The 24,811-nt window shown below is 64.8% G+C and carries 23 protein-coding genes and 1 tRNA gene; 14 read left to right on the forward strand and 10 right to left on the reverse strand.

Going from position 1 to position 24,811, the window contains the following annotated elements:
* Positions 1-330 precede the first annotated feature (330 nt).
* Together CH302_RS01910 and CH302_RS01915 are read right to left on the reverse strand one after the other, a co-directional pair.
* A complete protein-coding gene (locus CH302_RS01910; RefSeq protein WP_082323789.1) occupies positions 331-1,449 on the reverse strand; it encodes a Gfo/Idh/MocA family protein in 1,119 nt (372 codons plus the stop codon).
* Between the two features lie 75 nt (positions 1,450-1,524).
* Entirely contained in the window at positions 1,525-2,991 is a 1,467-nt protein-coding gene (locus CH302_RS01915; RefSeq protein ID WP_037194109.1) for a hypothetical protein, read from the reverse strand.
* A 242-nt stretch (positions 2,992-3,233) separates the two neighbouring features.
* On the opposite strand from CH302_RS01915, the gene CH302_RS01920 reads away from it, so the two are divergent.
* The 4 genes from CH302_RS01920 (at position 3,234) to CH302_RS01935 (ending at position 6,924) form a co-directional block, all read left to right on the forward strand.
* Positions 3,234-4,025, forward strand: a complete 792-nt coding sequence (locus CH302_RS01920; protein ID WP_037194108.1) for a phytanoyl-CoA dioxygenase family protein — start codon at positions 3,234-3,236, stop codon at positions 4,023-4,025.
* A 96-nt stretch (positions 4,026-4,121) separates the two neighbouring features.
* Positions 4,122-4,811 (forward strand): histidine phosphatase family protein, encoded by a 690-nt coding sequence (locus tag CH302_RS01925; RefSeq protein WP_080737434.1) that lies wholly within the window; start codon positions 4,122-4,124, stop codon positions 4,809-4,811.
* A complete protein-coding gene (locus CH302_RS01930; protein WP_037194106.1) occupies positions 4,808-5,551 on the forward strand; it encodes a hypothetical protein in 744 nt (247 codons plus the stop codon). The genes CH302_RS01925 and CH302_RS01930 overlap by 4 nt, the downstream gene beginning before the upstream one ends.
* Entirely contained in the window at positions 5,548-6,924 is a 1,377-nt protein-coding gene (locus tag CH302_RS01935; RefSeq protein ID WP_037194104.1) for a nucleotidyltransferase domain-containing protein, read from the forward strand. The genes CH302_RS01930 and CH302_RS01935 overlap by 4 nt, the downstream gene beginning before the upstream one ends.
* Here CH302_RS01935 and CH302_RS01940 read toward each other — a convergent pair.
* Entirely contained in the window at positions 6,888-7,778 is an 891-nt protein-coding gene (locus CH302_RS01940) for a 2OG-Fe(II) oxygenase family protein (protein WP_052047968.1), read from the reverse strand. The two genes, CH302_RS01935 and CH302_RS01940, sit on opposite strands and share 37 nt — an antisense overlap.
* Before the next feature lie 74 nt (positions 7,779-7,852).
* Between CH302_RS01940 and CH302_RS01945 the strand changes: the two genes are divergently transcribed.
* Entirely contained in the window at positions 7,853-9,061 is a 1,209-nt protein-coding gene (locus CH302_RS01945) for a DegT/DnrJ/EryC1/StrS family aminotransferase (RefSeq protein WP_037194101.1), read from the forward strand.
* 379 nt (positions 9,062-9,440) lie between these two features.
* On the opposite strand, the gene CH302_RS30495 is transcribed toward CH302_RS01945, so the two are convergent.
* From CH302_RS30495 to CH302_RS01960, 3 genes are all read right to left on the reverse strand, one after another.
* Entirely contained in the window at positions 9,441-9,818 is a 378-nt protein-coding gene (locus CH302_RS30495) for a type IV toxin-antitoxin system AbiEi family antitoxin (protein ID WP_230596403.1), read from the reverse strand.
* The gene (locus CH302_RS30500) at positions 9,818-10,096 is read right to left on the reverse strand and encodes a hypothetical protein (RefSeq protein ID WP_230596400.1); all 279 of its coding nucleotides are present in this window, start codon (positions 10,094-10,096) and stop codon (positions 9,818-9,820) included. Before CH302_RS30500 ends, CH302_RS30495 begins: the two co-directional genes overlap by 1 nt.
* Before the next feature lie 327 nt (positions 10,097-10,423).
* Positions 10,424-10,495 (reverse strand) — tRNA-Thr (locus CH302_RS01960).
* Between the two features lie 92 nt (positions 10,496-10,587).
* Between CH302_RS01960 and CH302_RS01965 the strand changes: the two genes are divergently transcribed.
* On the forward strand, positions 10,588-12,051 hold the full coding sequence (locus CH302_RS01965; protein ID WP_037194100.1) for a threonine/serine ThrE exporter family protein: 1,464 nt from the start codon (positions 10,588-10,590) through the stop codon (positions 12,049-12,051).
* 10 nt (positions 12,052-12,061) lie between these two features.
* Here CH302_RS01965 and CH302_RS01970 read toward each other — a convergent pair whose 3' ends face one another.
* Together CH302_RS01970 and CH302_RS01975 are read right to left on the reverse strand one after the other, a co-directional pair.
* Positions 12,062-12,322, reverse strand: coding sequence for an MbtH family protein (locus CH302_RS01970; protein ID WP_008710007.1), 261 nt, complete (start codon positions 12,320-12,322; stop codon positions 12,062-12,064).
* 90 nt (positions 12,323-12,412) lie between these two features.
* Positions 12,413-13,222: an alpha/beta fold hydrolase gene (locus CH302_RS01975; RefSeq protein ID WP_037194098.1), complete on the reverse strand. Its 810-nt coding sequence runs from the start codon at positions 13,220-13,222 to the stop codon at positions 12,413-12,415.
* A gap of 92 nt (positions 13,223-13,314) precedes the next feature.
* Here CH302_RS01975 and CH302_RS01980 point away from each other — a divergent pair, with 92 nt between their 5' ends.
* The 8 genes from CH302_RS01980 to CH302_RS02015 all read left to right on the forward strand — a co-directional run bounded on the left by CH302_RS01980 (position 13,315) and on the right by CH302_RS02015 (position 22,155).
* On the forward strand, positions 13,315-13,842 hold the full coding sequence (locus CH302_RS01980) for a hypothetical protein (RefSeq protein WP_037194096.1): 528 nt from the start codon (positions 13,315-13,317) through the stop codon (positions 13,840-13,842).
* Between the two features lie 30 nt (positions 13,843-13,872).
* Complete coding sequence (locus CH302_RS01985; protein ID WP_037194095.1) at positions 13,873-14,526, forward strand: hypothetical protein; 654 nt, start codon at positions 13,873-13,875, stop codon at positions 14,524-14,526.
* Between the two features lie 190 nt (positions 14,527-14,716).
* Positions 14,717-15,373, forward strand: a complete 657-nt coding sequence (locus tag CH302_RS01990; RefSeq protein WP_141216584.1) for an RNA polymerase sigma factor — start codon at positions 14,717-14,719, stop codon at positions 15,371-15,373.
* Positions 15,366-15,851, forward strand: coding sequence for a hypothetical protein (locus CH302_RS01995; RefSeq protein ID WP_052047966.1), 486 nt, complete (start codon positions 15,366-15,368; stop codon positions 15,849-15,851). The genes CH302_RS01990 and CH302_RS01995 overlap by 8 nt, the downstream gene beginning before the upstream one ends.
* 14 nt (positions 15,852-15,865) lie before the next feature.
* A complete protein-coding gene (locus CH302_RS02000) occupies positions 15,866-17,431 on the forward strand; it encodes a S8 family peptidase (protein ID WP_052047965.1) in 1,566 nt (521 codons plus the stop codon).
* The gene (locus CH302_RS02005; RefSeq protein WP_037194093.1) at positions 17,428-19,899 is read left to right on the forward strand and encodes a CHAT domain-containing protein; all 2,472 of its coding nucleotides are present in this window, start codon (positions 17,428-17,430) and stop codon (positions 19,897-19,899) included. Before CH302_RS02000 ends, CH302_RS02005 begins: the two co-directional genes overlap by 4 nt.
* Positions 19,900-19,986: 87 nt before the next feature.
* Positions 19,987-21,195 carry a S8 family peptidase gene (locus tag CH302_RS02010; protein ID WP_037194092.1) on the forward strand — a complete coding sequence of 403 codons (1,209 nt, stop codon included), beginning with the start codon at positions 19,987-19,989 and terminating at the stop codon, positions 21,193-21,195.
* A gap of 69 nt (positions 21,196-21,264) precedes the next feature.
* Entirely contained in the window at positions 21,265-22,155 is an 891-nt protein-coding gene (locus tag CH302_RS02015) for a trypsin-like serine peptidase (protein WP_052047964.1), read from the forward strand.
* Between the two features lie 152 nt (positions 22,156-22,307).
* On the opposite strand, the gene CH302_RS02020 is transcribed toward CH302_RS02015, so the two are convergent.
* Positions 22,308-23,702 carry an HNH endonuclease signature motif containing protein gene (locus tag CH302_RS02020; protein WP_094649878.1) on the reverse strand — a complete coding sequence of 465 codons (1,395 nt, stop codon included), beginning with the start codon at positions 23,700-23,702 and terminating at the stop codon, positions 22,308-22,310.
* Between the two features lie 70 nt (positions 23,703-23,772).
* The gene (locus tag CH302_RS02025) at positions 23,773-24,762 is read right to left on the reverse strand and encodes a GlxA family transcriptional regulator (protein WP_052047963.1); all 990 of its coding nucleotides are present in this window, start codon (positions 24,760-24,762) and stop codon (positions 23,773-23,775) included.
* Positions 24,763-24,811: the final 49 nt, after the last annotated feature.

Below are 24,811 nucleotides of genomic sequence, written 5' to 3' on the forward strand. Positions count from 1 at the left end.
GGTGGCGCGGTTGCGCTACGCGCGACCTAGGCGACCAGATCGAGACACGCCGCTGGAGTCACCGCAGCCGCCAGGAGGTCGAGACCGCCGCCGGCCTCGTCTGATCCCCGGCGAGATCGACACCCAGTCCTCCGTCCCATCACAAGACCTGCTCAGCACGAGCGTCGGCGCGAGACGGCTCGCCCGGGCCATACCGAATCCGGGCCGCGCGACATCACAGACTTCGATGGCTTGCCTAACCAGGGGAACCATGGAGCGGGCCGCCGCCTACAACATTACCGTCGGACGCCAAGGGCGAAGACGCCGCATTTCCGGCGACCAGACCCAGCCCTAGCGAGGGGGCGACCCAGGACGAGCAGTGACGTAGACGTCATCGCTCGTAGGTAGCGGGCACTTGCCCGCCTGACTATCCGCGCCCCGACCGTCGAGGCTGATCGCTTTAAGGAGCGGGACCTGCACCGTCACTGATCCTTTCATGTACGACTCTCGCGCTGCGAGGGCGACCTGCAGCGCCGTCCTGGCGTCGTGGACACCCGGGCTCGGCAGTCGCTCTTCGCGGACGGCTGCCGCGAACTCGTCGATGGACGAACGGAACGCTTGACCGAAGCGGCCCAGGACCGACCCGGCCGCCTCGCTTCGGCGCCGTATAGCGAGCCCCTCGGCCCGTGCGCCGCCCAGCTGCAATGCGCCGTCGGTGCCGATAACCTCAGCCGCGACGTCGTAGCCGTAAGAGGCGAAACGAGTCCACTCAGTCACGGCTATGGCCCCACCCGACAGCGCCAGAGTCGTCGAGCACGTATCGATGTCTCCGACCTCGGCGAGTCCGTGGTAGACGGCGACGGCACCGGTGGCACTCACGGTCTGGATCTCCTGACCAAACAGGAACCGGGCGAGGTCGTAGTCGTGGATGGCACAGTTTACAAACAGCCCGCCGTTCTTCTCGAATCCCCAGTTCGCCGGCGACGAGGCGTCTGGGTCACGGCCATACGACTTGAGGTAGACGGGTCGACCGATTTCGCCAGCGTCGATGAGCCGTTTCATCTCCAGATAGCCGGCGTCCCAGCGGCGCTGGTAACCGATCTGGAATGGGACGCGGGCACGTTCGACCACTGCAAGAACACGGTCGGACTCTTCTGACGTCAGGCCGACCGGCTTCTCGGTAAAGATAGCGACGCCGGCGTCGGCGCATGCCGCGATGTGGCGGGCATGGTACTGCGTATTCGACGCGATAATTACTGCGTCGAGACTTTGGCCCAGAAAGTGGGCGAGGTCGTCGAAGACGGGGACACGATGGAGTCGTGCCGCCCGGTCTCGCGCGGCAACGCTCGTATCGCACACTGCGACGAGCCTCGCGGCTGGGGACGCCACGACCGCCTCAGCGTGTATCGCGCCCATTCTTCCGAAACCGAGGACGCCGACTCTTATAGTCGGAGCAGTCCTGAGATTCATGGGCGGAATTCTAAGTGATTCACGCCGACTCCGAGACGCAGGATGGCGATTTTGCACAGCGAATCCCCACGTGGATTACGGGCCATTGCCGACGTCACACTTGCCGGGGTGCGCGAGAGCCACGAGGCCCACGCGTGGGTCAGCACGGCCGTCTAACCCACCAACGCCCGGCAGACGTGAGCGAAGTCCGCGAAGCCCAGCCCAGAGTGTGGCGCGGCCCCGGTCGACCTCGAACAGTGCCTTCTCAGGGTCGCCTGATGCGACCGAGGCTGCCGCCGCGTCAGTGGCAAGGCCAGACAGACGCGCTGTCTCAAATTCCGCACTGCGTCGGTCGAGGCCGATCAAGCCTAGGACGGTAGCCAGGTCGAGCGCCAGGCTGTACGCGGCGACAGCGGACTCATGTCGCCCAAGCCTTGTCGCGCAGTCACCAGCGACACGTGCCGAGTCGAGCCGGTCGCCTGGGGCCGCCGAGCCATTAGAGGCGACCTTCGCCCGCCATTCGATAGACTCCTCTGCGTCAGCGATGACCGTCGTGACCTCCCATCTCGCCCACAGCGCCCGCGCGAGGCCTGCAGCGGACTGCACCCGATCCTGCACTTGCGAAGCCTTGCTGAGCGCCTCGCGAGCGAGATCGACCGCCGCATCCAGGTCGCCGAGATCAGCGCTCGCAGTGAAGGCCAGACGACGTGCCTTGGACAGGTTCCCCAGCCGGGCGCTGAGCTCAACGGCAGGCGTGTACTCGTCGACCGCGGCAGCAAGCATCGAGACGGCACGGCGCACCTGTCGTGACTCATTGGTAACCCGATAGAGCTCAAGCGCGGCGAGTCCTGCGTTCGTAAGCAGACCCCCGCGCTCGTACGGTTGATGCTCGAAGAGCGTCTGCTCCGAAAGGTGGACCGCTTCGGTCAGGTCCGCCACACGCTGGAACCGGTAGCCGCGCACCGCGAGAGTGTCGGCGAGGTTACTCACGATGAGGTGGCGGATTTGCGGACGAGCCGCAGGAACGGCCTGTCGCAGCAGGTCGACGGCCTCTTTGATGTCGCCAAAGGCACCGAAGCGGACGAAGCGAGCACGTAGCAAGAGCGCGAGGTTCGAGGTGCGTTCAGACATTTCGGCTGCGGGATCGTCGCAACCGAGACTTCGTCGCGCAGCAGCGACACCGTCCAGGACCGACTGCGCGTCAGTAGTGGCGTCATGTTTGGCACGCAACGCGTTCGCGAGATTGGCGAACTGGCGGCGCTGTTGTCTGCCTTCGGGCAGATCCTCGATCAGGTCTCGAGTGTTGGCGATCGCTTCGTCCAGGTAGCCGACGGCAACTTCGACGCTGTCGCCCTCTATCTCGTACATGATCTGGAGCGCCGCTCCTAGATCGGCCCGAGACGCGGCCCGTGTGTCCGGGTCAGCGGCGGTCGAGACCGACTCACGCAGGACGTCGACTGCCGCACGCAGATCCTCGACGCGTCGCTCCGCCTGCCATTGAAAAATGAGGCGCTTCGCTCGCGTCCTCGCATCCGCCATGCCGGCCGGGTCGCCCACCTTCACCCATCGGTCCTCTCAAACGTCGCGAGCCGCCGCGAGCGCACTTGCGCGAGAGCGTCTTGTTCACGCGAGGACGCCCGCTATGTCCGACCGGGTGAGCGCCGTCCCGCTTGAACACGTATATTCCGCGTCACCCGGGTCAATCATGCCCCTCGACCCGCAGCACGTCTATCGTGACTTCGGACAACAATCCGTCAGCGCACAGTCCGCCACCACACAATGGGGCGCGACCGAGATGGGATGCAGTGCCTGGACCCAAAGGACGTGCGGACGGTGTTTACCTGTCCGAGACAGACCTCTTACACTTCTCCGAGCACGGGTGGGTCGTAGCCGTCGGCGTCGTCCCGTTACCGCTGTGCGAGCGCCTACGCGGCGAGATGGACGAGACGTTCTCACACGTCACCCCCTGGCAGTCCGACAACGGTCTGCAGGGGCTCAGCGAGCCTCATCTGCGTTCGGCCGCTTTCCTCGACCTGTTCCGCGTCCCGGGGCTGGTCGCGGCGTGCCAACAGCTCGTCGGACACAGGCCCCGCCTCCGTCACTGCATTGCCCTAAGGACCACCATCCATCCCCATACAGCGCTGCACCCCGACCGGCTCGCCGACCCGTCTACCTGGGACTGGCACCGCGACTTTGCACCAGACTCGATCATCCGACATCCCGGGACACCAGGCACGCATTTGACATCTCAGGCAGTCGTCGTTGCGGCTTACCTCACCACGTCGGGGGCCGAGCTCGGTGCCACTGCGTTCCTCGACGGCACCCACCTCCGGCCAGGCACGTATGCCGAATTGGCACCGACCGCGATTGTCGTCCAGCCCTCGGTAAGCGCCGGGAGCATCCTGTTCTTCTCTGAAGCCCTGATGCACGCCGCCACTCCGGTCACGGCCGCCCGAACGCGCGACGTCGTCCTGACCTGGATGACCGCGCCGTGGTTCGGCGGCGAGGCACCGGCCCCGTTCGACATCGACCGTTGCAATGAACCAGAGCTCAAAAGCATCTTCGCCGCCCCGCACTTCGGCGACGCCGGGCCCTGAGCCCTCGACTTGCACGAGCCGACCCGAACCGAGCAGTCTCCTCTAGAATCGTGCCGCCCGGGGCCCTTCCAGCTTTGGGTCCCGCGAGGCTGAGTCTTGACTGATAGGGAGCCCAAACTGGACGTCTACCTCGTCCGCCACGGTCGGTCTGAGTCCAATGCGACCAGTAACACGATCCTCGGACGCTGCGAGAGCAGCCCCCTCGTCAGTTCCGGAGTCGACCAGGCGAGGCGGGTTGGTGTCTCGTTAAGTAAGGCCGGTCTCCTCCCTGCAGCCGTGTACTCATCGCCAACGGTCCGGGCGCGGTCAACCGCCGACCTCGCGCTCCAGGCAGCTGGGCTGGCCGGGTCCGGTGCCGAGGTGGTCGAGGAAGCTGCCCTCCACGAGCAGGACGTTGGCGCGTGGTTTGGACGCGTCGCGAGCCTGACCTTCGACGACGAGGTACTTGCTCAGATCGCTCGGTCGGGCAAAGACTTCCGACCGCCGGGCGGCGAGTCCATGAACGACGTCGCGACACGGATGCTCGAATGGCTCGACAGCCTCACTGTTCCGTTTCCGCCGCCTGGGCCCGGCCCTGTCCTGGCGTTCACCCACGGCGGTGCCGTCCGGGCGCTTGTCTCCAGACTTCGAGGCTGGACACACGCGCAAACCTACGCAACCAAGCCCTCAAACTGCTCCGTCACACTGGTCAGCAGTGGCGCTGACCGGATGTGGCGGTGCGAATTCCTCGCACTCACTGCCGACGAGGCGTTCACCCGTCGCACCGCCGAGAGGAGCATCCCGTGAGCGCCGAGGCAACGGTCGCGAGCCTCGCCGCAGCCATCGCGTCCGACTCGGACATCGCTGCCCGGCTCGTGTCGGTGATCTGGATCGGGTCGCACAGCCACGGCCTGGACCTCCACTCGGGATCGGACCTGGACATCCAGGTGATCTTGGACGAGCCTGACGTACTCGCCACGATGGCCCTTGCTCATGTGCTGGCCGGCTTCTCAGGACTCGACCTGAGCATTCTGTATCTGAAGGACATCTGGGACGATTCCGGCGACCTAGATTTTCAGGACGGCACCAAGGGTCCGTTTTTCGTCCCAGTGCTCGCGAGCGGGCGCGTGTTGCACGGCAGCGATGTATACGCATCGCTGCGCGGAAATCTGCCGCCGGACGCTGTGCGGTCTTCACTTCGGTTCACCATCCGGGAGTACCTGGGACGTTTGCGCGTGATGGCTTTGGATCAGGGAAATCCGGGCGACGCGCGGTTCAACAAGTACGTGATGAAGCTGGCGAAGGACCTCCTTGTCCATGCCGGTCTATTGGACCTGGCCGAAATGGCACAGACACCGAACAGGGACCTAGTCGCCCTTGCCAACCAGATCCTCCCTCCTCAGGCGAGCGCGGTCCTGCAGCGCGCAAGCGACTACACCGACCGGATCGACATCGCCGATCGTGCGCTCGTCGTCGTCGAGCTTGACCGCATCTTCGACACGATTGACGGCCAGGCGACAGGAACCTTGTCGGAGACCTGGCCGTGACGGTCCACTCGAAGCTAGAAACCTATAGGCCAACGCACACTATCGAGGCAGGCGAGTTCTCCGGTCGACGGCGGGCGATAGCGCACCGCTTGTTCACCGAACCGACCTACTCAGCTACCACCGCCATGGACGACATGGGTGCCCTGACTGACTCCTACCTCCGCGCCCTCGTGCCAGCACGCCCGGAATACGCCGTGTGGGCGGGCGGGTCGCTCGGCCGGCGCGAGATGCTCCCCAACTCCGATCTTGATCTTTTCGCCGTCGGCGCAGAACCGACACGACGAGACCAGACCCTCCCCACAATCCCTGCCATAGCTGGCTTCGACCAGGTCGAGACAGGGTCGATCTCATGTCAGCGGCTGTTACTTCTCGCGGACCGGACACTGATCGACCTCAACCAGTTCATCGACGGCCGCGCCCTATGGCAGTCATCCGTCGGTGACGAAGTCACCAGAATCCTCGCCTTGACAAACACCTACGACCGGCAGCACGCGAACATGATCGCCGAGCACTTTTATTACCGCCACTTCGATTTTCTCGACAAGCGAACCGTGCATGGGCCGAACGTCAAGTACAGCAGTGGCTCGTCCCGTACAACCCTGTTCTTCAACTTCTACAACCGCATCAGAACCGGCTTGATGCCTGCATCCCGAGAAGCCGGACCCGAGTTCATAGACGGCGTCGCGTCAGCCGAGGAGCAGCTCGGGCTGGTTGGACCGTACCGTTCGCTCGACCTGATCCAGGTCGTGAAGAATGCCGCCATCTCCACGTTTGACGCGACGGGCGACGTACGGCAGCGATACGTCTCCCCGCGCAGCTTGGATACGATCTTCGCCCTGTGCGAACAGCGTCTCCGTCCCCTTGGCCATTCGGATGCCAAAATATTCACTGGGGCCTACTTGCAAGCGCGACGCGAGGTGGAGGCAGCAGTCGACCTGGTGATCGAGCAGACCGTCCGACGGCACCGGTCCGCGTCCGCCCTAGCCGAGCTCGTTGCATCGCCGTCCCGAAACGTCCCCGCTGCTCTTGAGTGTGCGGTCGAGGCATACCCAGACGACGCATCGACTGTTCTAGCGCTCGGAGCATGGAGTTTAGTTACCCGTCCCGATGTTACGTGCGGTGACGTCGAGATTCTCACAAAAGCGTTGACCGCACGCGACGCGTCGGAGACTGGCGGCGCGCTGATGGCCGTGGCATGTTGTCCCGTTGCGGACAGCCAGACGCTGAGGTCGGTCGTCAGCTACCTGCGTCATGGCGGAGCAGGATCGTACGTTCTCAAGCTGGTCTCTCGGAACAGAAGTGCGCGGCAGGCGATCCGGTCCGAGGCGATGGCGGCCTACGACGAAGCTGAGTTCGTCCGGGTCACGGGATGACTTCGGATGCCGTATGTGGTGGCCAGCCGCCTGTTCAAGTACTCGGCCGCCGTCTGAGTCCCGTCGATGACCACGCCGGGCGCCGGGTGGAGAAAAAGTGGCATCGACATCCGCGGCGTCATCCCTGCCTTACCGGTTGGCGCTGCTACACGGTGGGCGATTGCCGGGTAGAAGCCGCCGCTGAGTAGCTCAAGCATGACGCCGCCGTTTACCACGAGGCTGGAAGGGTCCCACGGAACCTCGTGCCACGTCGTACCGACCCGCACCTGCAGGCCCGGTGCGCTGCCACAGGCAAGGATGGTGAGCAGATTGGTGTCCTTGTGTGCGCCGGCACGCATCGCGCTCGGAGTCCGGTCATCGCCCAGTGGCGGATAGCGCAGTATCCGCAAGAGAGTCTGCTCGTTGCCGCCAACAAGCGTCTGGGCCAACGGCATCGGGAATTTCGCCGCTACAGACTTCGGGGCCCCGTCGCCGAGCAATTGCAGAAGGCTGGCACCCAAGCTCATCGCGAGCTTGCGGTATTCAATTGCTCGGCCGCTCACCTCGACCGGGAACCGGCCCCAGGGGAAGACGTGGAAGAACTCTTTGTCGTCACGGCCATTTACCATCGCGCCCTCCGAGGGCTGGTCGCCGGGCACCGGTCTCGCGAAATAGCCGTCCTGCTTGTCCTGGGAGAATCGGTATCCGAACTTTGCCTCACCCCGAAAGAAGTCTTCCCACTCGCGGTAGATTGCCTCGACCAGATCCGACGGAATCGGGGAGTTCTTGAGGACAGCGAACCCGGTCTCGTGGACACTGGTCACGAGCTCCGACGGCGCGTTCGGGGACAGAAGATCGACCACACCGATGTCCATGACGCGATCGTGTCACGTGCCCGGTGGTCTTCGCGTCGATCGCGGCGAGTCGACTTAGGGTGGGAGGCAGTTCGATGGTCGGACCAGGAGCCGCCAGCTTCGGTGACGAAGAACGAGCGCAGGTACTCGACGTGCTCCAGAGCGGGCATCTTTCACGGTTCGGAGACCTGAACGACCCCCGGTTCAAGCACAAGGTGTTCGACCTCGAACGCGAGTTCGCAGCCTTCTGCGGGGCCCAGCACGCTGTGGCGACGAACTCCGGCACCTCCGCTCTGCTGGTGTCGCTTCAGGCGCTCGGGATCGGGGAGGGTGACGAGGTCCTGGTCCCGGGGTTCACCTACGTCGCCACTTACGCCGCGATCGTCCACGCGCGCGCGGTACCGGTACTCGTCGAGATCGACGAGTCACTGACGATCGATCCGAAGGACCTCGAACGGAAGGTGACCGACAAGACCAAGGCAGTCATCGCGGTCCACATGCTCGGCAACCCGTGTGACATGGATGCAGTCACGGCCGCGGCCAACCGACATGGGCTACACGTGATCGAGGATGCCTGCCAGGCTGCGGGCGCTTCATTCCGGGGTCGGCGCGTGGGGTCTCTTGGCACCTTGGCGGCGTTCTCGTTCAACCGTTACAAGGTCATGTCTGCCGGCGAAGGCGGGATGGTCACGACATCGGACCCCAGTCTGTACGAGCGTGCATTCGCCATACACGACCAAGGGCACACACCGCTGCGATCCGGGAAGACCCAGACGAACCCGAGTCTTATTGGACAGAACCTGAAGATGAACGAGCTGACCGGAGCGGTCGCCCTCGCACAGCTTCGCAAGCTCGACGGCATACTCGTCGCCCTTCGCGAACGGAAGAAACTACTGAGATCCCTCATAGATGACGTCGAAGGCGTCAACCCTAGACGTCTCAACGATGACGGCGAGTGCGCGACATTCCTTACCAGCGTTTTTGACGACCGGGCTCATGCAGCCTCGACTGCTGCCTTGCTGGGCGTCGAACCTCTGAGCAAGACTGGTTGGCATAATTACCGCAACATGGACCATATTCGAGACCATCGCACCTACCGGCCCGGATGGTCTGCACGGTCGCGGTTTGCACAGCCCGGGGACCTCCCACGCACCGATGACCTACTGAGCCGGTCCGTCAATGTCGCAGTGGGAGTATCCGACAACGGACTCGGCTCAGGGTTCGGCATCACGGTTCGCTCCACTCCCGAAGAGATCGCAAACGTGGCTCGCCGCTTCTCAGAGGCGATTCGCTCGGGCAGATGACCGCAGCCCGGAGACGTGTCTGCATTCATAACGGGCGCAGCACAGGCGTCTCGACTTTGGCGTGGGTACGTTCGTCGTTGGACGAACGAGTCAGCGAAGTACATCAGAGGGAGTTGTTCACTGGACGATTTCTACCGCATTTGAGCCTGTGGGGTGGTGCGAACCTGATGATGCAGCATTCAGCGAGACGTTGCACAGGGTGGCGAAGGATGCTTCGCTGTGGACTCCTTCGGGAATTTCGCGCGGTGAAGAACAGTGTCGAAGCGCTTTCGGCGCCGACGCCGGGGCTGCAGCAACGTGGGTTGACCCGACGCACCCGCTCGACCGGTTCGCGCGACACCGAATTGCGTTGCCACCGAGTCCAGCTCGTCGGGATTCACTACTTCTCCCCCAACCGATCCTGCAACCGCATCACTGTCGTTCGCATCTTCTGGGCGTCGGCAATCTCGGCCAGCACTTCCGGATCGCACCGTCGATACAACTGCTCCACCGCCGGCCACACCTCACCCTCGGCATCACCGGGCCCCGGACGCTCCACCAGATCCAAGACCGTCTGCTCCGCAGTAGTCACCAACACCGGACCCAACTCGGTATCGATGCGCTCCGCATCCAGACGTGCGGTGTCGCGCACGACGAACCGAACCACCGCCTGCCGGTCCGCCAACCGAATCGGATCGTGGCGCGTCGGCACAGCCACCACCGCCGTCGCCAACGCCCGCGGAATGGCACCGTGCAACCGGGCCGCGCTGACACCCATCACGACGGCATCGTCGGCGCTGTAGGCCGCAACCGCGATACCAGCCGCCGCAGCTCCAAGCCAGGCATCCACTCGGTCCCGACCCGACCGTCCGGCACCGCCACGTAGAAACCCGTCGCCACCCGGTGCAGCAGACCCAGGTCCGTCAGCCGCACGAGCTCGGCCCGCGGGTGCGCGTAGATCTCGGCCGCCGTCGCGGCGCCCACCATCCACACCGGAAGTCGAGCGAACTCGGAAGGCAACCCGGCCTGACGGCGTCGAACATCGCTCGAAGTCACGGCAATCTCTGGTGAGTATTCGGATCGCGGGCTTCAGGCCTACAGACCCGATAGTCATCCCGACTCCGCAATCCAGCCTCAGCGCCTGCTGCACAGTACGAGTGCATCCACCTGCATCCACACGAATGCTCACCGATGAGTTAGCAACGAGTTGTGACATTCTGTGACATCGAGCAACACATCCTGCCGCCGAACCGGCAAAACCCCAGCTCACAAGCGACACATAAACCCAGGTGGACGAACCGGGCTCGCGCAAGAAACGAGCGGCCGAGATAGGCCAAAAAGAGACGGCCCCAACCGTTTTCGCTGGTCAGAGCCGTCCGAAAGAGCCTCCTAACGGGATTGAACCGTTGACCGCTCGCTTACAAGGCGAGTGCTCTACCGCTGAGCTAAGGAGGCAGTGAAGCGAGGCAATCATATCCGTTCATCGGACGCTCAGTGTCAACAGGTACCTTGTCGGTGGATCACCCCAGCAACGTGTAAAGACGGTCATGACTTTCCTGCAAGACCTGACGGCTTCGCTGAGCCGTCTCACCGGTGAGCGTCGGGCCACCATCGATACGCCGACCGCTGCACCGTCACCTCTTCGTCCGATCGATCTGACCGACGATGCGTCGGTTGCGGAGGTCTTGGACCTCGCGGTTCGCGTCGGCGAAGTACTACTGGCCTCGGGCACGGCGGCCATGGATACGGCGACCCAGGTGCAGTTCATCGCCGCGACGTACGGCCTCGCACGCTGCGATGTGGACGTCACGTACAACTCGATCACCCTCAGTGCGCACCGCGGCCCGACGCGTCCTCCGGCGTCGACGATGCGCATCGTGCATTACCGCTCGATGGACTTCACACGTCTGGCCGAAGTCGACCGTCTCATTCGTGCCGTGCGCGTCAAGATGGTGCCACCGAGTGCAGCGCTCGAGCGACTCGACGAGATCACCAAGGCTCCGCACCCGTACAACCGGTGGATCGCCACCCTCGCGTGGTCCGGCATGGCCGCGGCCATCAGTGTGCTGCTCGGCGGTGGCGCGCTGGTGGCTGTGGTCAGCTTCCTGACGACGATGGTGATCGACCGCATCGGACGCGTCCTCAACCGCGCGGGTCTGCCGTTCTTCTTCCAGCAGGTTGTCGGCGGCTTCGTGGCGGCGACACCGGCGATCACGCTCTACAACTTCCAGGACCAGCTGAACATCAGCATCTCGCCGTCTCAGATCATCGCGGCCGGGGTGATCGTGCTGCTCTCGGGCCTGTCCCTCGTCGGCTCGGTGCAGGACGCGATCACCGGGGCCCCGATCACGGCGGTGTCGAGATTCTTCGAGGTACTGATGATGACCGGCGGCATCATCGCCGGCGTCGCGACATCTCTGCGGTTGGCCGCGCTGATCGGCAGCGATCTGCCGCAGATCAGCAACCTGGCCCCACCGGACATCCTGCAGGTCCCCACCAAGGTGATCGCCGGCGCAGCAGCGTCACTGTTCTATGCACTGGCCTGCTACGCCGAGCGGCGGGCGCTGACGGCTGCCTTTATGGGCGGCTTCGCGGGCTCGCTGGTGTATCTGCTGTCGCAGACGCTCAATGTGGGACCGATCATCGCCTCGGCCATCGCTGCCACCGTCGTCGGATTCGCGGGTGGTCTGCTGGCCCGTCGCGCGCTGATTCCGCCCTTGATCGTCGCCGTCGCGGGCATCACTCCCCTGCTCCCCGGCCTGGCGCTGTACCGCGGTCTGTACGCGATCCTCAACGACCAGCTGCTACTCGGCATCAGCTCGTTGTTCGCGGCGTTCGGCGTCGGCTGCGGTCTGGCCGCCGGAGTGACACTGGGCGAGTGGGGTGCCCGCACCCTGCGTCGGCCACGCATCATCGCGCGCACCGAGGAACTACTGCGCCCGACGCTTCGCCGCACAGAAGAACCGCGCCGACCGACTGTTCGTCGGCGGCGCGGTACGAGTCCTTCGTAGAAGGCGGAACTCAGGCCTCTGTGCTGGGGGTTCCCTCAGCGGATGCGCGTGCAGCAGCGTCGGCCTCCATGGCCTCACGCAGGCTGCGCGGACGCATGTCGGTCCAGTTCTTCTCGACGTACTCCAAGCACGCGGCGCGGGTGTCTTCACCGAAGACGACACGCCATCCCTGGGGGACCTCGGAGAACGTCGGCCACAGCGAATGCTGGTCTTCGTCGTTGACCAGCACGAAGAAGCGTCCGTCTTCGTCATCGAACGGGTTGGTACTCATCTCGCCTCACTCGTCGCGAACGTTTGATTGGTAAGTCTGCACCGTGAGGTGCCACACGACCCTAGCAACGCAGGTCGGGCTCCGGTGCCGTCAGGCCTCGAGAAAGCCGAGCAGTTCCGCGTTGACGGCCTCGGGACGCTCGAGATATCCGTAGTGCCCGGCGTCCGCTATCTCCACGTACCGGGCACCGGGAATGGCGTCGGCCAACTCCTTGCCCAAGTACGGCGGGATCATTCGATCGTCGGCGAATCCGACCGACAGGCACGGCACCGCCACGCCGCGGTAGGCCGCAGTTCGATCGAAATCGTCCTCCATGCCGAGCTGAGCGCGCACTCCGGCGGACGGCGAGGAGGCAGAGAACTCGAACAGGTCCAGCCAGTCGCGTGCCCCGCGAGCGTCACGCAATGTTGCAGGCGACAGGTTCATCACCGCGGTCACCGCAGCCGAGTAGGTGCCGGGAAGCTCGACGCGCTTGTCGTACAGCGCTCGTTCGCCGTGGGCGAGAGTCTTCTGGAACTCGTCGACGCGGGCGTGGCCTGCGAGGAACACTGCTTTACGCACCAGGTCGGGTCTGCTCAGCGCAAGCTCCTGCGCGACGCGTGAGCCCATCGACGTTCCGACGACGTAGGCCTTCTCGTCGCCGTTGCGGACGAGCTCGATCAGGCCGGCGGTGTCGGCGACCATGTCCTCCATGGTGATGCCGTGCGTGCTCTCCGACGACGGAGCGATGCCGCGATTGTCGAACGTGCACACCCGGTAACCCGCTGCTGTGAGAGCGGGCACCTGATGCAGCTCCCACACGCGACCGGGGCTGCCGGTGCCCATGATCAGAACTACCAGGTCTCCACTGCCCTTGACCTGGTAGTTCACGTCGATGCCGTTGATCTTGGCGATAGGCATACGTCTCCTCACTCCTGATGCGTTCGTCGGGGATCGTATCGTTCGGACCGGGCGCGGGGTTACTCGAACAGCCAGTGGGTACCTGGTCTTACATGACTGACGAGAACGTAGCGGGCGAAGCACGCAAGGGATTGCTCGACGGAATCAAGGGCAAGGCCAAAGAGGTCGTCGGCGCGGTGACCGGCAACGACTCGTTGACAGCCGAGGGCCAATTGCAGGCCGCTCAGGCCCGTGAACACAAGGAAGCACAGGCCACGGAGCGCGTCGCCGAGGCACAGGCCACCGAAGCCGCCGAGGAACTGGCCGACGTGCGCACTGCGGCCGAGAGTCGCAGGGAGGCCGCGGAGGAAAATGCCGCGGTGACCGAGGCGCAGGCAGATCGAGTTCGCGAGACACAGGTGGTCGCGGCCGAACAGAACAAGCGAGAGGCCGTCGCACAGGAGCGCGCTGCCGCGGAGGTCGACGCGACCGCCGAGCAGATCGAGGCCGACGAGGACCGGCGCATCGAGCAGGCCGCCGCGGACTCCGACGAGATGGTGGCCGCACAGAAGCACCAGGAAGCACTTCGGCAGGCCGAGGCCGATCGCAAGAAGGCCGAAGAGCTCCGCAATCAGGCCTGACCCACTACCGCATACCAGGAGTTTCGCTACATGAGCGTTTTAGCCATACCACTGACCATCCTTCGCATTCAGTACAAGATCGCTCGAATTCCGTTGCAGCTCATCGAGACCAATGTGGTCGAGAAGATGAATGCCGAAGCACCCGCCCGGCTGGTGTACGAGCACACGCTCGGATCACTCGACCGTGCCGTCGGAAACCTGTTGGGAGACAAGAACCTCGCCGACCGCGGGGAGACTCTCGTCGACAGCACCGAGAACCGTGCCGAGGCAGCCCGCTTGGACGCCGAGGCTCGGGCCAAGAAGACCGCGGCCGACGACGAACTGAAGGTGGCTCGCGAGACCGCCGAGAAGGATCGCCGCGCAGCCGACGCCGCTGCCCAGGAAGCCGCACGTGACGCCCGCCAGGAGGCCGAGCAACGCAAACGCGAAGCCGCGGAGGAGGCCGAGCGCAAGGCTGCTGCGGACAAGAAGAAGGCCGACGAGCAGGCCGCGGCCACCGCGAAGGCCGCCGAGGATCGCAAGAAGGCCCAGCAGGCTCAGGTCGACAAGCAGGAGAAGCTGGCCGCCGCGCCGTCCGAGGCCGAATTGGCCGAGGCCGCTGAGCGTTCCGACGAGGCCGCCGCCAAGAAGGACGAGGCGGAGCGCATCGAGAAGCTGTTCATCGCGGAGAAGAACAAGGACTGACGCTCACCTTCCGAATCGACACCACGGTCGCCCCATCGATGATTCGATGGGGCGATCTTCGTTGTCCGACGACGTCCGCAGTTAGCACCTCTAATTTGCTTCTCTCACAACACTTCTCGAGATCGTCCGAAAACAAGCGCTGGTCCGCGGACAGGTGTATCAATAGAGCACCATCGCACTCCTGTGCAATGTGACCGTAGTAGAAGCCAGGGACGGGGGTCCCATGGAGTGCAGCGCTGCCCTGACCGAGACGAGCGCCGAACACGACGAGCCGACCGACGATCGACTGCTGTGGGCCACTGCAGGCGATCTGTTCGGGGACTGGCGTGACCGAGGCGATGCCGCCCGGTTCGAGCAGTTGGTTCGACTCCTCACGCCGGTACTCTGGCAGGTCGTCCGAGCAGCAGGAACCGACGAAGAACAAGCACGGGACGTCCTGCAGACGGTCTGGCTGACCCTCGTCCGGTGTCCCGATTCGGTGCGTGACAACCGAGCCGTCGGCCACTGGCTCGTGGTCTCCGCGCGTCGGGAATCGTGGCGTGTGGTGGGCCGCGACAGACGTTCGGTGGCACTCGACCCGGCCCGAGTGCCCGAGCCCGAACCAGGTTCCTCTGCCGAAATCGAGGCTCTGCAGGTGTCCGATACCCAGGTGCTGTGGCTCGCGGTGAGCAGATTGTCGGCCAGATGCCAACGGCTGGCACGCGTTGCGGCCAGCCTCGAGCTGACCGACTACAAGTCGCTCGCCGCGGACCTGGGACTCGCGGTCGGCAGTGTCGGTGTGATCCGCCGCCGGTGCCTCGACGCCTTGCGTGCCGACCTCGAACAGCAGGGAGTGACCGGTGTCTGAAGAGAGCAGCCCTCGGTCGGCCGACTCGGCGATTCTCGAGCGGCTGGGCCGAATGTGGCAGGAGGCCGATCCCCCACCGCCGGGGCTCGCCGACGATCTGGTGGCGTTCGTCGCGGCGGCCGGTGTGGAGTCCGAATGGGCGGACATGCACCTGGTGATGTCCGACGACCTTGCCGGAGTCCGAGCAGCCTCGGACGCCAAGACCCTCGAGTTCGAACTGGGGGCCATCGCACTGCTGGTGCGAGTCGCCCCGGAGTCGTCCACGACCGGACGAATCGACGGCTGGCTGACGATCGAGGACGCCGATATCCCCACGGGTACGTTCGTCACCCTCGTCGCCGACGACGGTGACCGCACGACGCACGTCGACGACGCCGGCCGATTCGAGTTCTCCGGCATCCGCGAAAGCCCTTGGCGGCTTCGGTTTTCGTTCTCCGACAGCACACAGCTGATCCAGACCCCTCATCGACAGTGGTAGAAAGGCCGACGACAATGACGAATGACGAGCCGGTGGAGAGCTGGAAGCGGATTCCTCGGGTGGCGGTCGGCATGCCGGGCAACCCGGATGACATCGGTTCCCAGAGCCCGACGCTGTACGTGCGCGACACCGTTCTGGTGTCGTACAGTTCCACCGAAAACCGCGATCCCACAGACGTTCTCGCCGAGGTGGCCGGACATTTCGGCTGGCTGCTCGACAGAGGCTCGCGTGACGATCGGCTTCCGATCTCGGTTCGCTACCCGGATGTCAACGACGAGGACGCCGAGTCCGAGCGGATCGTCGAACGCGTCTTTCTCGTGGCCACCGGGGATTCGGTGGCACCGACAGTCGACGCTGCGGCATTCGTCCGCACGTTCCGAGCCACCCGATCCGACGACGCCCCGGTCGACGTGCAGCTCGAACATGTTCTCGCGATCGGAACTTCGCTGGCCCCGTTCATGTCTCCGTTCATGAGCCCGTTCATGAGCCCCTTCATGTCACCGTTCATGTCTCCCTTCATGTCCGGCGGCTCCCCCGCCGGAATCTATGCGGTCCCCGGAGCCGGCGGCCGGATGCCCGTCGCCTACGTCGGCCCGGCACCGGTGCGACATCCGGATGATCGAATCGACGGTCGACGAGTCCGCGTCGCCATACTCGACACCGGCTGCGGTTCCCACGATTGGCTCGGTTTCGTCGCCAAGGGTGTCGATCAGAACCCCACCATCGGAATCGACGATCCCGCCACCGACCCGGAGGTCCACCCGGATCTGTTGGGTCCGCTGGACGGGCAGATGGATCCGGTCGTCGGTCACGGCACGTTCATCACCGGGCTCGTCCATCAGGAGGCACCGGACGCGGACATCCTCACCGCCAGGGTGCTCCACGCGGACGGAATCGTCTACGAGGCAGATGTTCTCGCTGCTCTGAGCGGATTGCTCGAGTACGTTCGAGCAGACGAGGCGAACCACGTCGACGTACTCAATCTGTCGCTCGGCTTCTATCACGAGGAGGAGCCCGGCTTCACGTCCTCGATCCGCGACGTCCTTGCCGCGCTTCGTCGAACGGGTGTCGTCGTGGTGGCCTCGGCCGGAAACGACGCAACGAACAGGCCCTGCTACCCCGCGGCGTTCTCCCTCGATCCGGACGAACAATCGTGGGCCCCGGTGATCTCGGTGGGCGCGCAGAACCCCAACGGCACCCAAGCGCTGTTCAGCAACACCGGTCGGTGGGTCGACACGTGGGTCTGCGGTGCCGCAGTGGTCAGCACGATGCCGGAGTTCGACGCCGGAGCCACACCGTTGGCGCGACGGCAGGCAGCCGGATCCACGCAGGCACGCGAAACGTTGGACCCCGACGACTTCCTCGGCGGATTCGGCGTGTGGAGTGGCACGTCGTTCGCGGCCCCGATCGTCGCCGGTCGAATCGCTGCGGCGCTCATCGAATCCGTCTCCCTTCGCACCGGCGACAACCGCATCGCCGCCGCCCGCGACGCGGTCGACCGCGTCCGAGCAGCGATCACCGCCGAGAACGATGCGCTCCACGCCAAATCGATCCGATCGAGACGAAACACCCCACGGTGAACTCTCCACGAGAGTTGGTGGAGCGAGCCCAGTCGCTCATCAGCGCCGGACGCCACGACGAGGCCCGGCAGCTACTGGCGCGGGCTCGCGAGCACCTTCCCGACGGTCGGATGCGAGCCGAGGTCGTGTCGGCCACCGCGTGGGTGATGAGCGAAACGGGTGATCTGACAGGCGGGTTCGACATCTGCCGTTCCGCCCTGCGCGACGACGAATCGGACGTCGTCCGACTCGGCCCGATCGGCCGGGCGATCCTGCTCGGTCGCCTCGGGGCACTCGAGGTTCGGGCAGGCAACGACGACGCAGCCCTGCCGCTCTTCGGTACTGCCGCCGACGCATTGGTCGATCACCCCGCAGCCTGCGGCCGAGTGCTGATCAACCGCGGCTACCTGCACCTTCGACGGCGGCAGTTGCCCGAGGCTGCCGTCGACCTCGATGAAGCGATGGAGTTGTTCGCTCGTGTCGGAGATGTCGTCGAGCAAGCGAAGGTGGCACACAATCGCGGCTACGTCGATCTATTGGCCGGTGACCTCGCGGGTGCGCTCGATCGAATGAACACGGCCCGAGAGACGTTGCGCCATCTCTCGTCCGCACACAGGGCAATCTGCGACCTGGACCGCGCCGAGGTTCTCGAGGCCGCAGGAATGATCGGCGACGCGGTCGACACTCTGGAACAAGTACTGAAACTGGTCGAGGATTCCACACAGTGGCACACCCGCGCCGAGGCGGAACTGCTGCTCGCTCGCATTCTCGCCGACGAGGACTTCGACCGCGCCGCGTCTCTCGCAGCCGCAGCAGCACAGCACTTTCGCGAACACGGAAGTGGCGGCTCGGCCGTCCGAGCGGATGCCGTTGCCGCTCGAATTCGGCTGCGCGGTGATCTCCCGAACGGCGTTCCCGCCAGTACCCTCGAGCTGCTGGATCGCCTCGACGCGCGCCACTTGACTGCGCACTCGACCGAACTGAAACTCCATGTAGCACTGAGCTTTCTGGACTCCGACATCGACCGGGCCGAACGCTACACCGCAGACATCGAAGTTCGCACCGATGCACCGGTATCGACCCGCCTGCTCGCTGCCCGTGTTCGGTCGGCACTCGAACGCACCCGCGGACGACCCGCCGACGCCCTGACCCATGCGGCACAGGCGATGGACGAATTCGTCGAATGGCAAACGCACTTCGGCAATCTCGGAATGCAGGTGGCAACCCAGCGAGTGGCCACCGACGTGGTCCTTCAGGGGCTCAACGCGGCGTGGGAGACGCAGGATCCGGAGCGAATATTCGACTGGTCCGAACGAGCTCGCGGTGCAGCAGCCGCCTGGAATCCTGTGCGAGCGCCCCGCGACGACGAGATGGTCGGCGCACTTGCCGAAATCCGTTCGCTCCGTGACTCCGACGACGCCGAGTCCCATCGGCGTCGCGTCGAACTCCGCGAACAGGTGCGAGATCTCGGCTGGCGTGGATCGTCGTCCTCGGTGACCTCCCTGTCGCGGCCCGGTGTCGTCGATGCCCAGCGGGCACTGGCGGAATCGGACGCGGCGCTGATCACGTATTCGTGGCTCGGCGACAGGGTGGTCGCCATGGTGGTGTCCGCGGGCACCCCGGCCACGTTCGACCTCGGACCGTGGACCGACATCGCCCGGGAACTGTCCGGTCTCCCAGCAGATCTCGACGTGGCCGCCGCGCGTCGGGGCTCTCGCCTGCGTACGTCCGTCGAGAGGTCACTGACCAGGCGGCTGGCTGCTCTCGATCGACTGTTGGTCGTGCCGGTCCTGGCCGATTCGATGCCTCGCCGAATCCTGTTGACGGTGCCCGGTGTGCTCGGCGGTATTCCGTGGGGCCTACTCCCCGGCCTCGCGGCTCGTTCTCTGTCGGTTGCGGTGTCGGTGCAATGGTGGATCGGTAGTTCGTCCGAGGCCGGCACTCGGGCACCGGTAGGCGTGGTGTGCGGGCCGGGCACAGAACACGGCGAACGGGAGGCCAGAGACGTTGCGCAGGCCTGGGAGGGTCGGTCACGGATCGTCACCGGCGCCGATGCCACCACCGTTGCTGCGTCCGATCTCGCCGAAGGGTCGAACATCCTCCACGTCAGCGCACACGGGGGCTATTCGCGCGAACATCCACTGTTCTCGTCGATCGCCCTGACCGACGGCCCGTGGTTCGGCCACGACGTCACTCAGCTCGCGTCGGTGCCGTCGCTCGTGGTTGTCTCCGCCTGCGAAATGGGTCGTGCGGCCGGTGAATTCGATGCGCTCGGCATGGCGCGTGCCTGGCTGCACGCCGGTGCACGATGCGTTGTCGCTGCTCCCGCGAACATCGACGACGAACGTGCCGCTGAATTCTTCCCATCCCTGCACCGAAGAATGGCGGGCGGCGAGACCCCAGGCGATGCGCTGGCCACGCTGCGCGGTTGTGCTCCGGAAGCGCCGGACCTGGGTGTCGCCGCACTGTGTTACGGAAATGCCTGGTGAACAACATCATCGAGTGATGTATCAGCGACGTGGTCCGGCGCTCCTGATGGTCGTACACACCCGAACGCCCATCACCGAGGAGTGGATATGTCCACCAGACTGACAGACCCGTTCACGGAGGAGCGGCTGATAATCCTCCGCGCTCCAGCGCGACCGGCCATGCGAGATCTCGACGCCGGTCCGGTTGCGATGTCGGCAGAAGCAACCGCGGGCATCACGATCGACATCGACAGCAAGGTCAGCAAGTCGACGATGCGCACGATCGCGAACGACCCCACCGTCGTCGGCTTCTGCCCGTCGTTGCCGATGACACTGATAGAGCCCGTGCCGACGCCACGACTCCACCGATCAGGTGTCGCCGCCACGACGTGGGGTGTCGACGCGGTCGGCGCAACGACCTCGCCGTACACAGGGTCCGGGATCACCGTCGCCGTACTCGACACCGGCATCGACTCGACTCATCCGGCCTTCTCCGGCGTAGAGCTGATCACCCGGGACTTCACCGGGGACGGCAGCGTCATCGACAAGCATGGGCACGGAACACACTGCGCTGGAACGATCTTCGGACGTGATCTGAACTCGAAGCGAATCGGTGTTGCCAGCGGTGTGAACCGCGCTCTGATCGGCAAAGTACTCGGGGCCGACGGCGGTGGCACCGACATCCTCACCCAAGCCATGATCTGGGCCCGCGACAACGGAGCACACGTCATCTCCATGTCCCTCGGCATCGACTTCCCCGGCTACGTGAACTACCTGATTCACCAGCGCGGCTACCGCACCGACGTCGCCACATCGGTAGGCCTGCAGGCCTATACCGCCAACGTCAGACTCTTCGAGAAGCTTTCCGAGTTCCTCAACGCCGGTCTCGGACAACCACTCGTCGTTGCCGCCACCGGCAACGAAAGCGGTCGGCATGCCAACCCGCCGTACGAAATCAACGTCTCACCACCGGCCGCCGCGGCCGGCATCATCGCCGTCGGCGCACTCGACAGCAGCGCGGACGGATTCGTCGTCGCACCGTTCTCGAACACTCGGGCAACGGTTTCCGCTCCGGGCGTCGGAATCGAGAGTGCTGGTCTCGGCGGCGGTACCACCACCATGAGCGGAACCAGTATGGCCACACCGCACGTCGCGGGCGTGGCGGCTCTCTGGGCCGAAAAGCTCAGAACGCAAGGGCAACTGAGTCCCCTCGTACTCCAGGCCAAGATCATCGGCGACGCCACCTGCGACCCACTCGCGCCGGGCTTCGATCCCCTCGACGTCGGTGCGGGTCTGGTTCAGGCACCGCAGTCCTGACTCTCTCCACCTTCTTTCGATACACACCCTCACACCCCATGCCCGTGTCACACCTTTCGGAGGATCATCATGACCAGTACCATTCGTTCCACTGGATACATGCTCGATCGCAGCGGCATTCCCGACGATGTCCTGGAGCTACTACAGGTACTTCCCGGACAACACCAGGTCGAACTCGACCCTGCCGACGCACCGGCATCAGCCCACTCGTCGTCCACCGAGCCCTACTGCCCGACGTGGGCAACGCACGCCGATCCCACTGTCGTGCAGTCGTTCTCCGTGGAAGGAGAGACGTTCCTCGAACCACTGGTGCACGAGGAACCCAACCCTCTTCTCTACCCGATGTGCACGGTCGGGATCGTGTTCACCAGCGCAGGCAAGCGGGGTAGCGGTGTACTCGTGGGGCCGAACCTGCTCCTGACTGCCGGCCACGTCGCACCGTGGGGCGCGAGCTCGTGGAGCATGGAGTTCGTCCCCGCTTTTCGAAACGGCAACCGTCCATATGGAAGTTCGTACGTCCAGACATACCGTGGCTACAACACGAACGGCAATGTGACCGGGCACGATTACGCGATCTGCAAGTTGTTCAAGCCCCTGGGCTCCGCGCTCGGGTGGATGGGTACTGCGTCGTTCGGCAGCGAAGATCAGTACTACAACAAGCGTTACGTCTCGTCGGGGTATCCGGGCAGCTACGGTCAGCGACCGGCCGTCGAGTTGGACATGGGGATCCGCGACATCGACGACGACAGTCCTGGCCGCGAGCTCGAATTCGCGTTGCGCGCAGACCTCGGACCGGGTTGGTCCGGTGGCCCGCTCTGGCAGCACACCGCCAACCCCTATGCCGTCGGTGTGCTGAGCGGAACGGAGAAGGACGGTCTCGACCCGACGCGACTCGTGTACGCCGCCGGAAGCCCCATGGTCGATCTCGTCAACTACGGCCTGGCGAACTGGCGTCCGTAGTCCACACGTTGGCTCGGGTTGCTAGGAGATCCGGTCCGGATGATGCACCGGCCCCGTGATCCAGTACTCGATCAACTCTGATCGGTCTCGTGGACAACCTCTTCCAGCCCCGCACTGTGTTCTCGGTGCGGGGCTGGAGTCTTTCCTGTGGTTCAGGCGATGTGGGGGCCTGCTCGGGCGTGGGATGGTCTGGGTTGTCGGTAGGGATCGACGGTTGCGGGTGGTACGAACCAGGGGTGGTTGTCGGTGCCCATGAACACTTCCCAGTCACTGTGGTGGATGAGGCGGTGGTGGAATCCGCAGAGTAGGACGAGGTTGTTCATGTCGGTGGGGCCGCCGTCGCCCCAGTGCCAGATGTGGTGTCCTTCGGTCCAGGCGGCGGGTTTTCCGCAGCCGGGGAACGCGCAACCGTGATCGCGGGCGGTGAGGGCTGTGCGTTGTTTGGCGGTGATGGTGCGGGCGGTGCGGGCGAGGTTCAACGGGTTGCCGTTCTCGTCCATCACGATGGCAGTGAGGACACAATCACACGCCAACTGACGGGAAGTATTGCGGGACAGGGGTCCCATCCACGGCAGCCACCCGACCGAAGTGCCGTCGCCGAACAGGTCGCGATACGCGCCACGATCCGCTGCACCGCCTTCGCCGCCGTTTTCGCGGCCCAGCTCGGTTGCTGAGTCAGTGTCGACGGGGTTGCCGGTGTTGATATCGACCGGATCGACGGTGTCGGATTCTGTTGCTGCACGCGAGGTTTCGTCATCGGTGATATCGTCGGCGTCGCCGCAGTTCTGGAGGTCGGTGAGATCGCGCAGGCTGATGTGCAGGTTCACGTGCGGGCGTTCACCGCCTTCGATGGGGCGATCACTCGAGGCGAGGTACTGGTCGAGGATGTGGCCGAAGGCGTCGGCTCGGCGCCGGGCAGGGCTGCGATCGTCTTGGCTGCCGTCGACCGCGGGGTGGGGTTCGGTCAACGGCGAGAGCGCGGTGAGCAGCTTTTCTCCGGTGATCGCATCGAAGTCACCTTTCAACACCAGCCGCCCGTTCAAAGTCTTGGAGGCGAACAGTTCGTTGCGGTCGGTGTTCTCGGCGGGTGGTTTCTTGGTGCCGAAGCTGTCTTCGAGTCTGGTGATCGCTGCTCGGATCCGGCCGGTGCGCGCGTCGGGTCCGGTCGCAGCTTTGATCAAGGCGGCGCGGGCCATATCGCGACCCTTTTGCGGCAGGTTCTCCGGTGGGGTTTCGGCGAAGGTGAGGATCTGGGCGGCGTGGTCGACGGACATCACGCCGGTGTTGACGGCGTCGGCGATGTCGGGAAATGCAGCCATGCCGCGGGCGAGGGCGACGATCTTGGTGGCCTTGGACGGTGAGAGCAGGGTGGTGGAGGTCAGCCAACCGGCGGGCCCAGGGAAACCCAGCTTCTCCCGGCTCACGCGGGTGTCGATCTCGGCGACAAGAGCGATACGCCGGGCCTCCAACAACTGGATCCGGTGGGAGACCGCGGCAGATTCGGCGAGGAGTTCACTCTCGCTCAGTTGCCAAATCTCCGTGGTCATGGGAGCAAGTGTATCGAACGCGCGTTCGACTGGCAACCATCGTTGAACCGAAAACTATTGCCCTGCTTGACTATTCGCGATCCAGTACCTGTCGGTGGCGTGTGATAGGAGCGTCACCGCCCACCCTGAATGTCGCCCGGTATGCGCTGGGCGAGACCCCCAACTCCGCGGCAAGCTGGTTTCGCAATGAGGTTGCCGTGCCGAAGCCGGTGTCGTGGGCGATCCGTTCGATGGTTAGGTCCGTGTTCTCGAGCAACTCCCTCGACCGCTGGACACGCTGCGCCACGATCCAACGAGCCGGAGAGACACCGACTTCGGCGACGAACCTGCGTGAGAACGTCCGCACACTCATCGCTTGATGCCGAGCCAGATCCTCCACCGACAGGGCCGACCCCAGATTGCGCAGTGCCCACTCCTGCGCATCGGCCGTCGACGTACCGTGCGTCCGCGGCACCGGAGTGTCGATGTACTGCGCCTGCCCGCCGCTGCGCTGGGGAGGTACGACGGTTCCGCGCGCCACCCGATTGGCCACAGCCGCACCGAAGTCCTCTCGAATCATGTGCAGACACAGATCGATTCCCGATGCCTCCCCTGCCGCGGTCAACACGTTGCCGTCCTCGGTGTAGAGCACGTTGGGGTCGAGCAGCACCTGCGGATACAGTTCGGCAAAACGTGCGGCGGACTTCCAGTGCGTGGTGGCCCGTTTGCCGTCCAGCCGACCCGCCGCAGCGAGGACGAAAGCGCCCGTGCAGATGGACGCCAATCGCTGACTCGACACCGCGTCGAACAGGGGCGAGGCGGCGGCGAGGTCGGTCTCGTAGTCGACGTCGGAGGCGGGCACGATGACGGTGTCCGCCTCGGCCACAGCCTCGAGCCCTCGTTCGACGAGTATGCGAACGTCGGAGTCGGTGCGAACCGGGCCGGGTACGTCGGTGCAGGTGATCACCTCGTACAGCGCATCGCCGGAGTCGGAGCGAGCCTGCCCGAACAGGCGATGCACGATGCCCAACTCCATCGCGAGGAGACCGTCGCGCACATATACGGCGATGCGATGTGTCATGGCCGAATTCTTTCACATGTTGTCTTTCAGGCCACTGGTTTCGAAATGC

Source organism: Rhodococcus sp. 15-2388-1-1a, from assembly GCF_002259145.1.
GTDB lineage: Bacteria > Actinomycetota > Actinomycetes > Mycobacteriales > Mycobacteriaceae > Rhodococcoides.

Bases quoted from the DNA above. Each gene is read 5' to 3' on its own strand.
- CH302_RS01910 (WP_082323789.1), bottom strand. From the start codon at position 1,449: ATGAATCTCAGGACTGCTCCGACTATAAGAGTCGGCGTCCTCGGTTTC.
- CH302_RS01940 (WP_052047968.1), bottom strand. From the start codon at position 7,778: ATGGACATCGGTGTGGTCGATCTTCTGTCCCCGAACGCGCCGTCGGAG.
- CH302_RS01945 (WP_037194101.1), top strand. From the start codon at position 7,853: ATGGTCGGACCAGGAGCCGCCAGCTTCGGTGACGAAGAACGAGCGCAG.
- CH302_RS30495 (WP_230596403.1), bottom strand. From the start codon at position 9,818: ATGGGTGTCAGCGCGGCCCGGTTGCACGGTGCCATTCCGCGGGCGTTG.
- CH302_RS01965 (WP_037194100.1), top strand. From the start codon at position 10,588: ATGACTTTCCTGCAAGACCTGACGGCTTCGCTGAGCCGTCTCACCGGT.
- CH302_RS01970 (WP_008710007.1), bottom strand. From the start codon at position 12,322: ATGAGTACCAACCCGTTCGATGACGAAGACGGACGCTTCTTCGTGCTG.
- CH302_RS01975 (WP_037194098.1), bottom strand. From the start codon at position 13,222: ATGCCTATCGCCAAGATCAACGGCATCGACGTGAACTACCAGGTCAAG.
- CH302_RS01980 (WP_037194096.1), top strand. From the start codon at position 13,315: ATGACTGACGAGAACGTAGCGGGCGAAGCACGCAAGGGATTGCTCGAC.
- CH302_RS01985 (WP_037194095.1), top strand. From the start codon at position 13,873: ATGAGCGTTTTAGCCATACCACTGACCATCCTTCGCATTCAGTACAAG.
- CH302_RS02000 (WP_052047965.1), top strand. From the start codon at position 15,866: ATGACGAATGACGAGCCGGTGGAGAGCTGGAAGCGGATTCCTCGGGTG.
- CH302_RS02010 (WP_037194092.1), top strand. From the start codon at position 19,987: ATGTCCACCAGACTGACAGACCCGTTCACGGAGGAGCGGCTGATAATC.
- CH302_RS02015 (WP_052047964.1), top strand. From the start codon at position 21,265: ATGACCAGTACCATTCGTTCCACTGGATACATGCTCGATCGCAGCGGC.
- CH302_RS02020 (WP_094649878.1), bottom strand. From the start codon at position 23,702: ATGACCACGGAGATTTGGCAACTGAGCGAGAGTGAACTCCTCGCCGAA.
- CH302_RS02025 (WP_052047963.1), bottom strand. From the start codon at position 24,762: ATGACACATCGCATCGCCGTATATGTGCGCGACGGTCTCCTCGCGATG.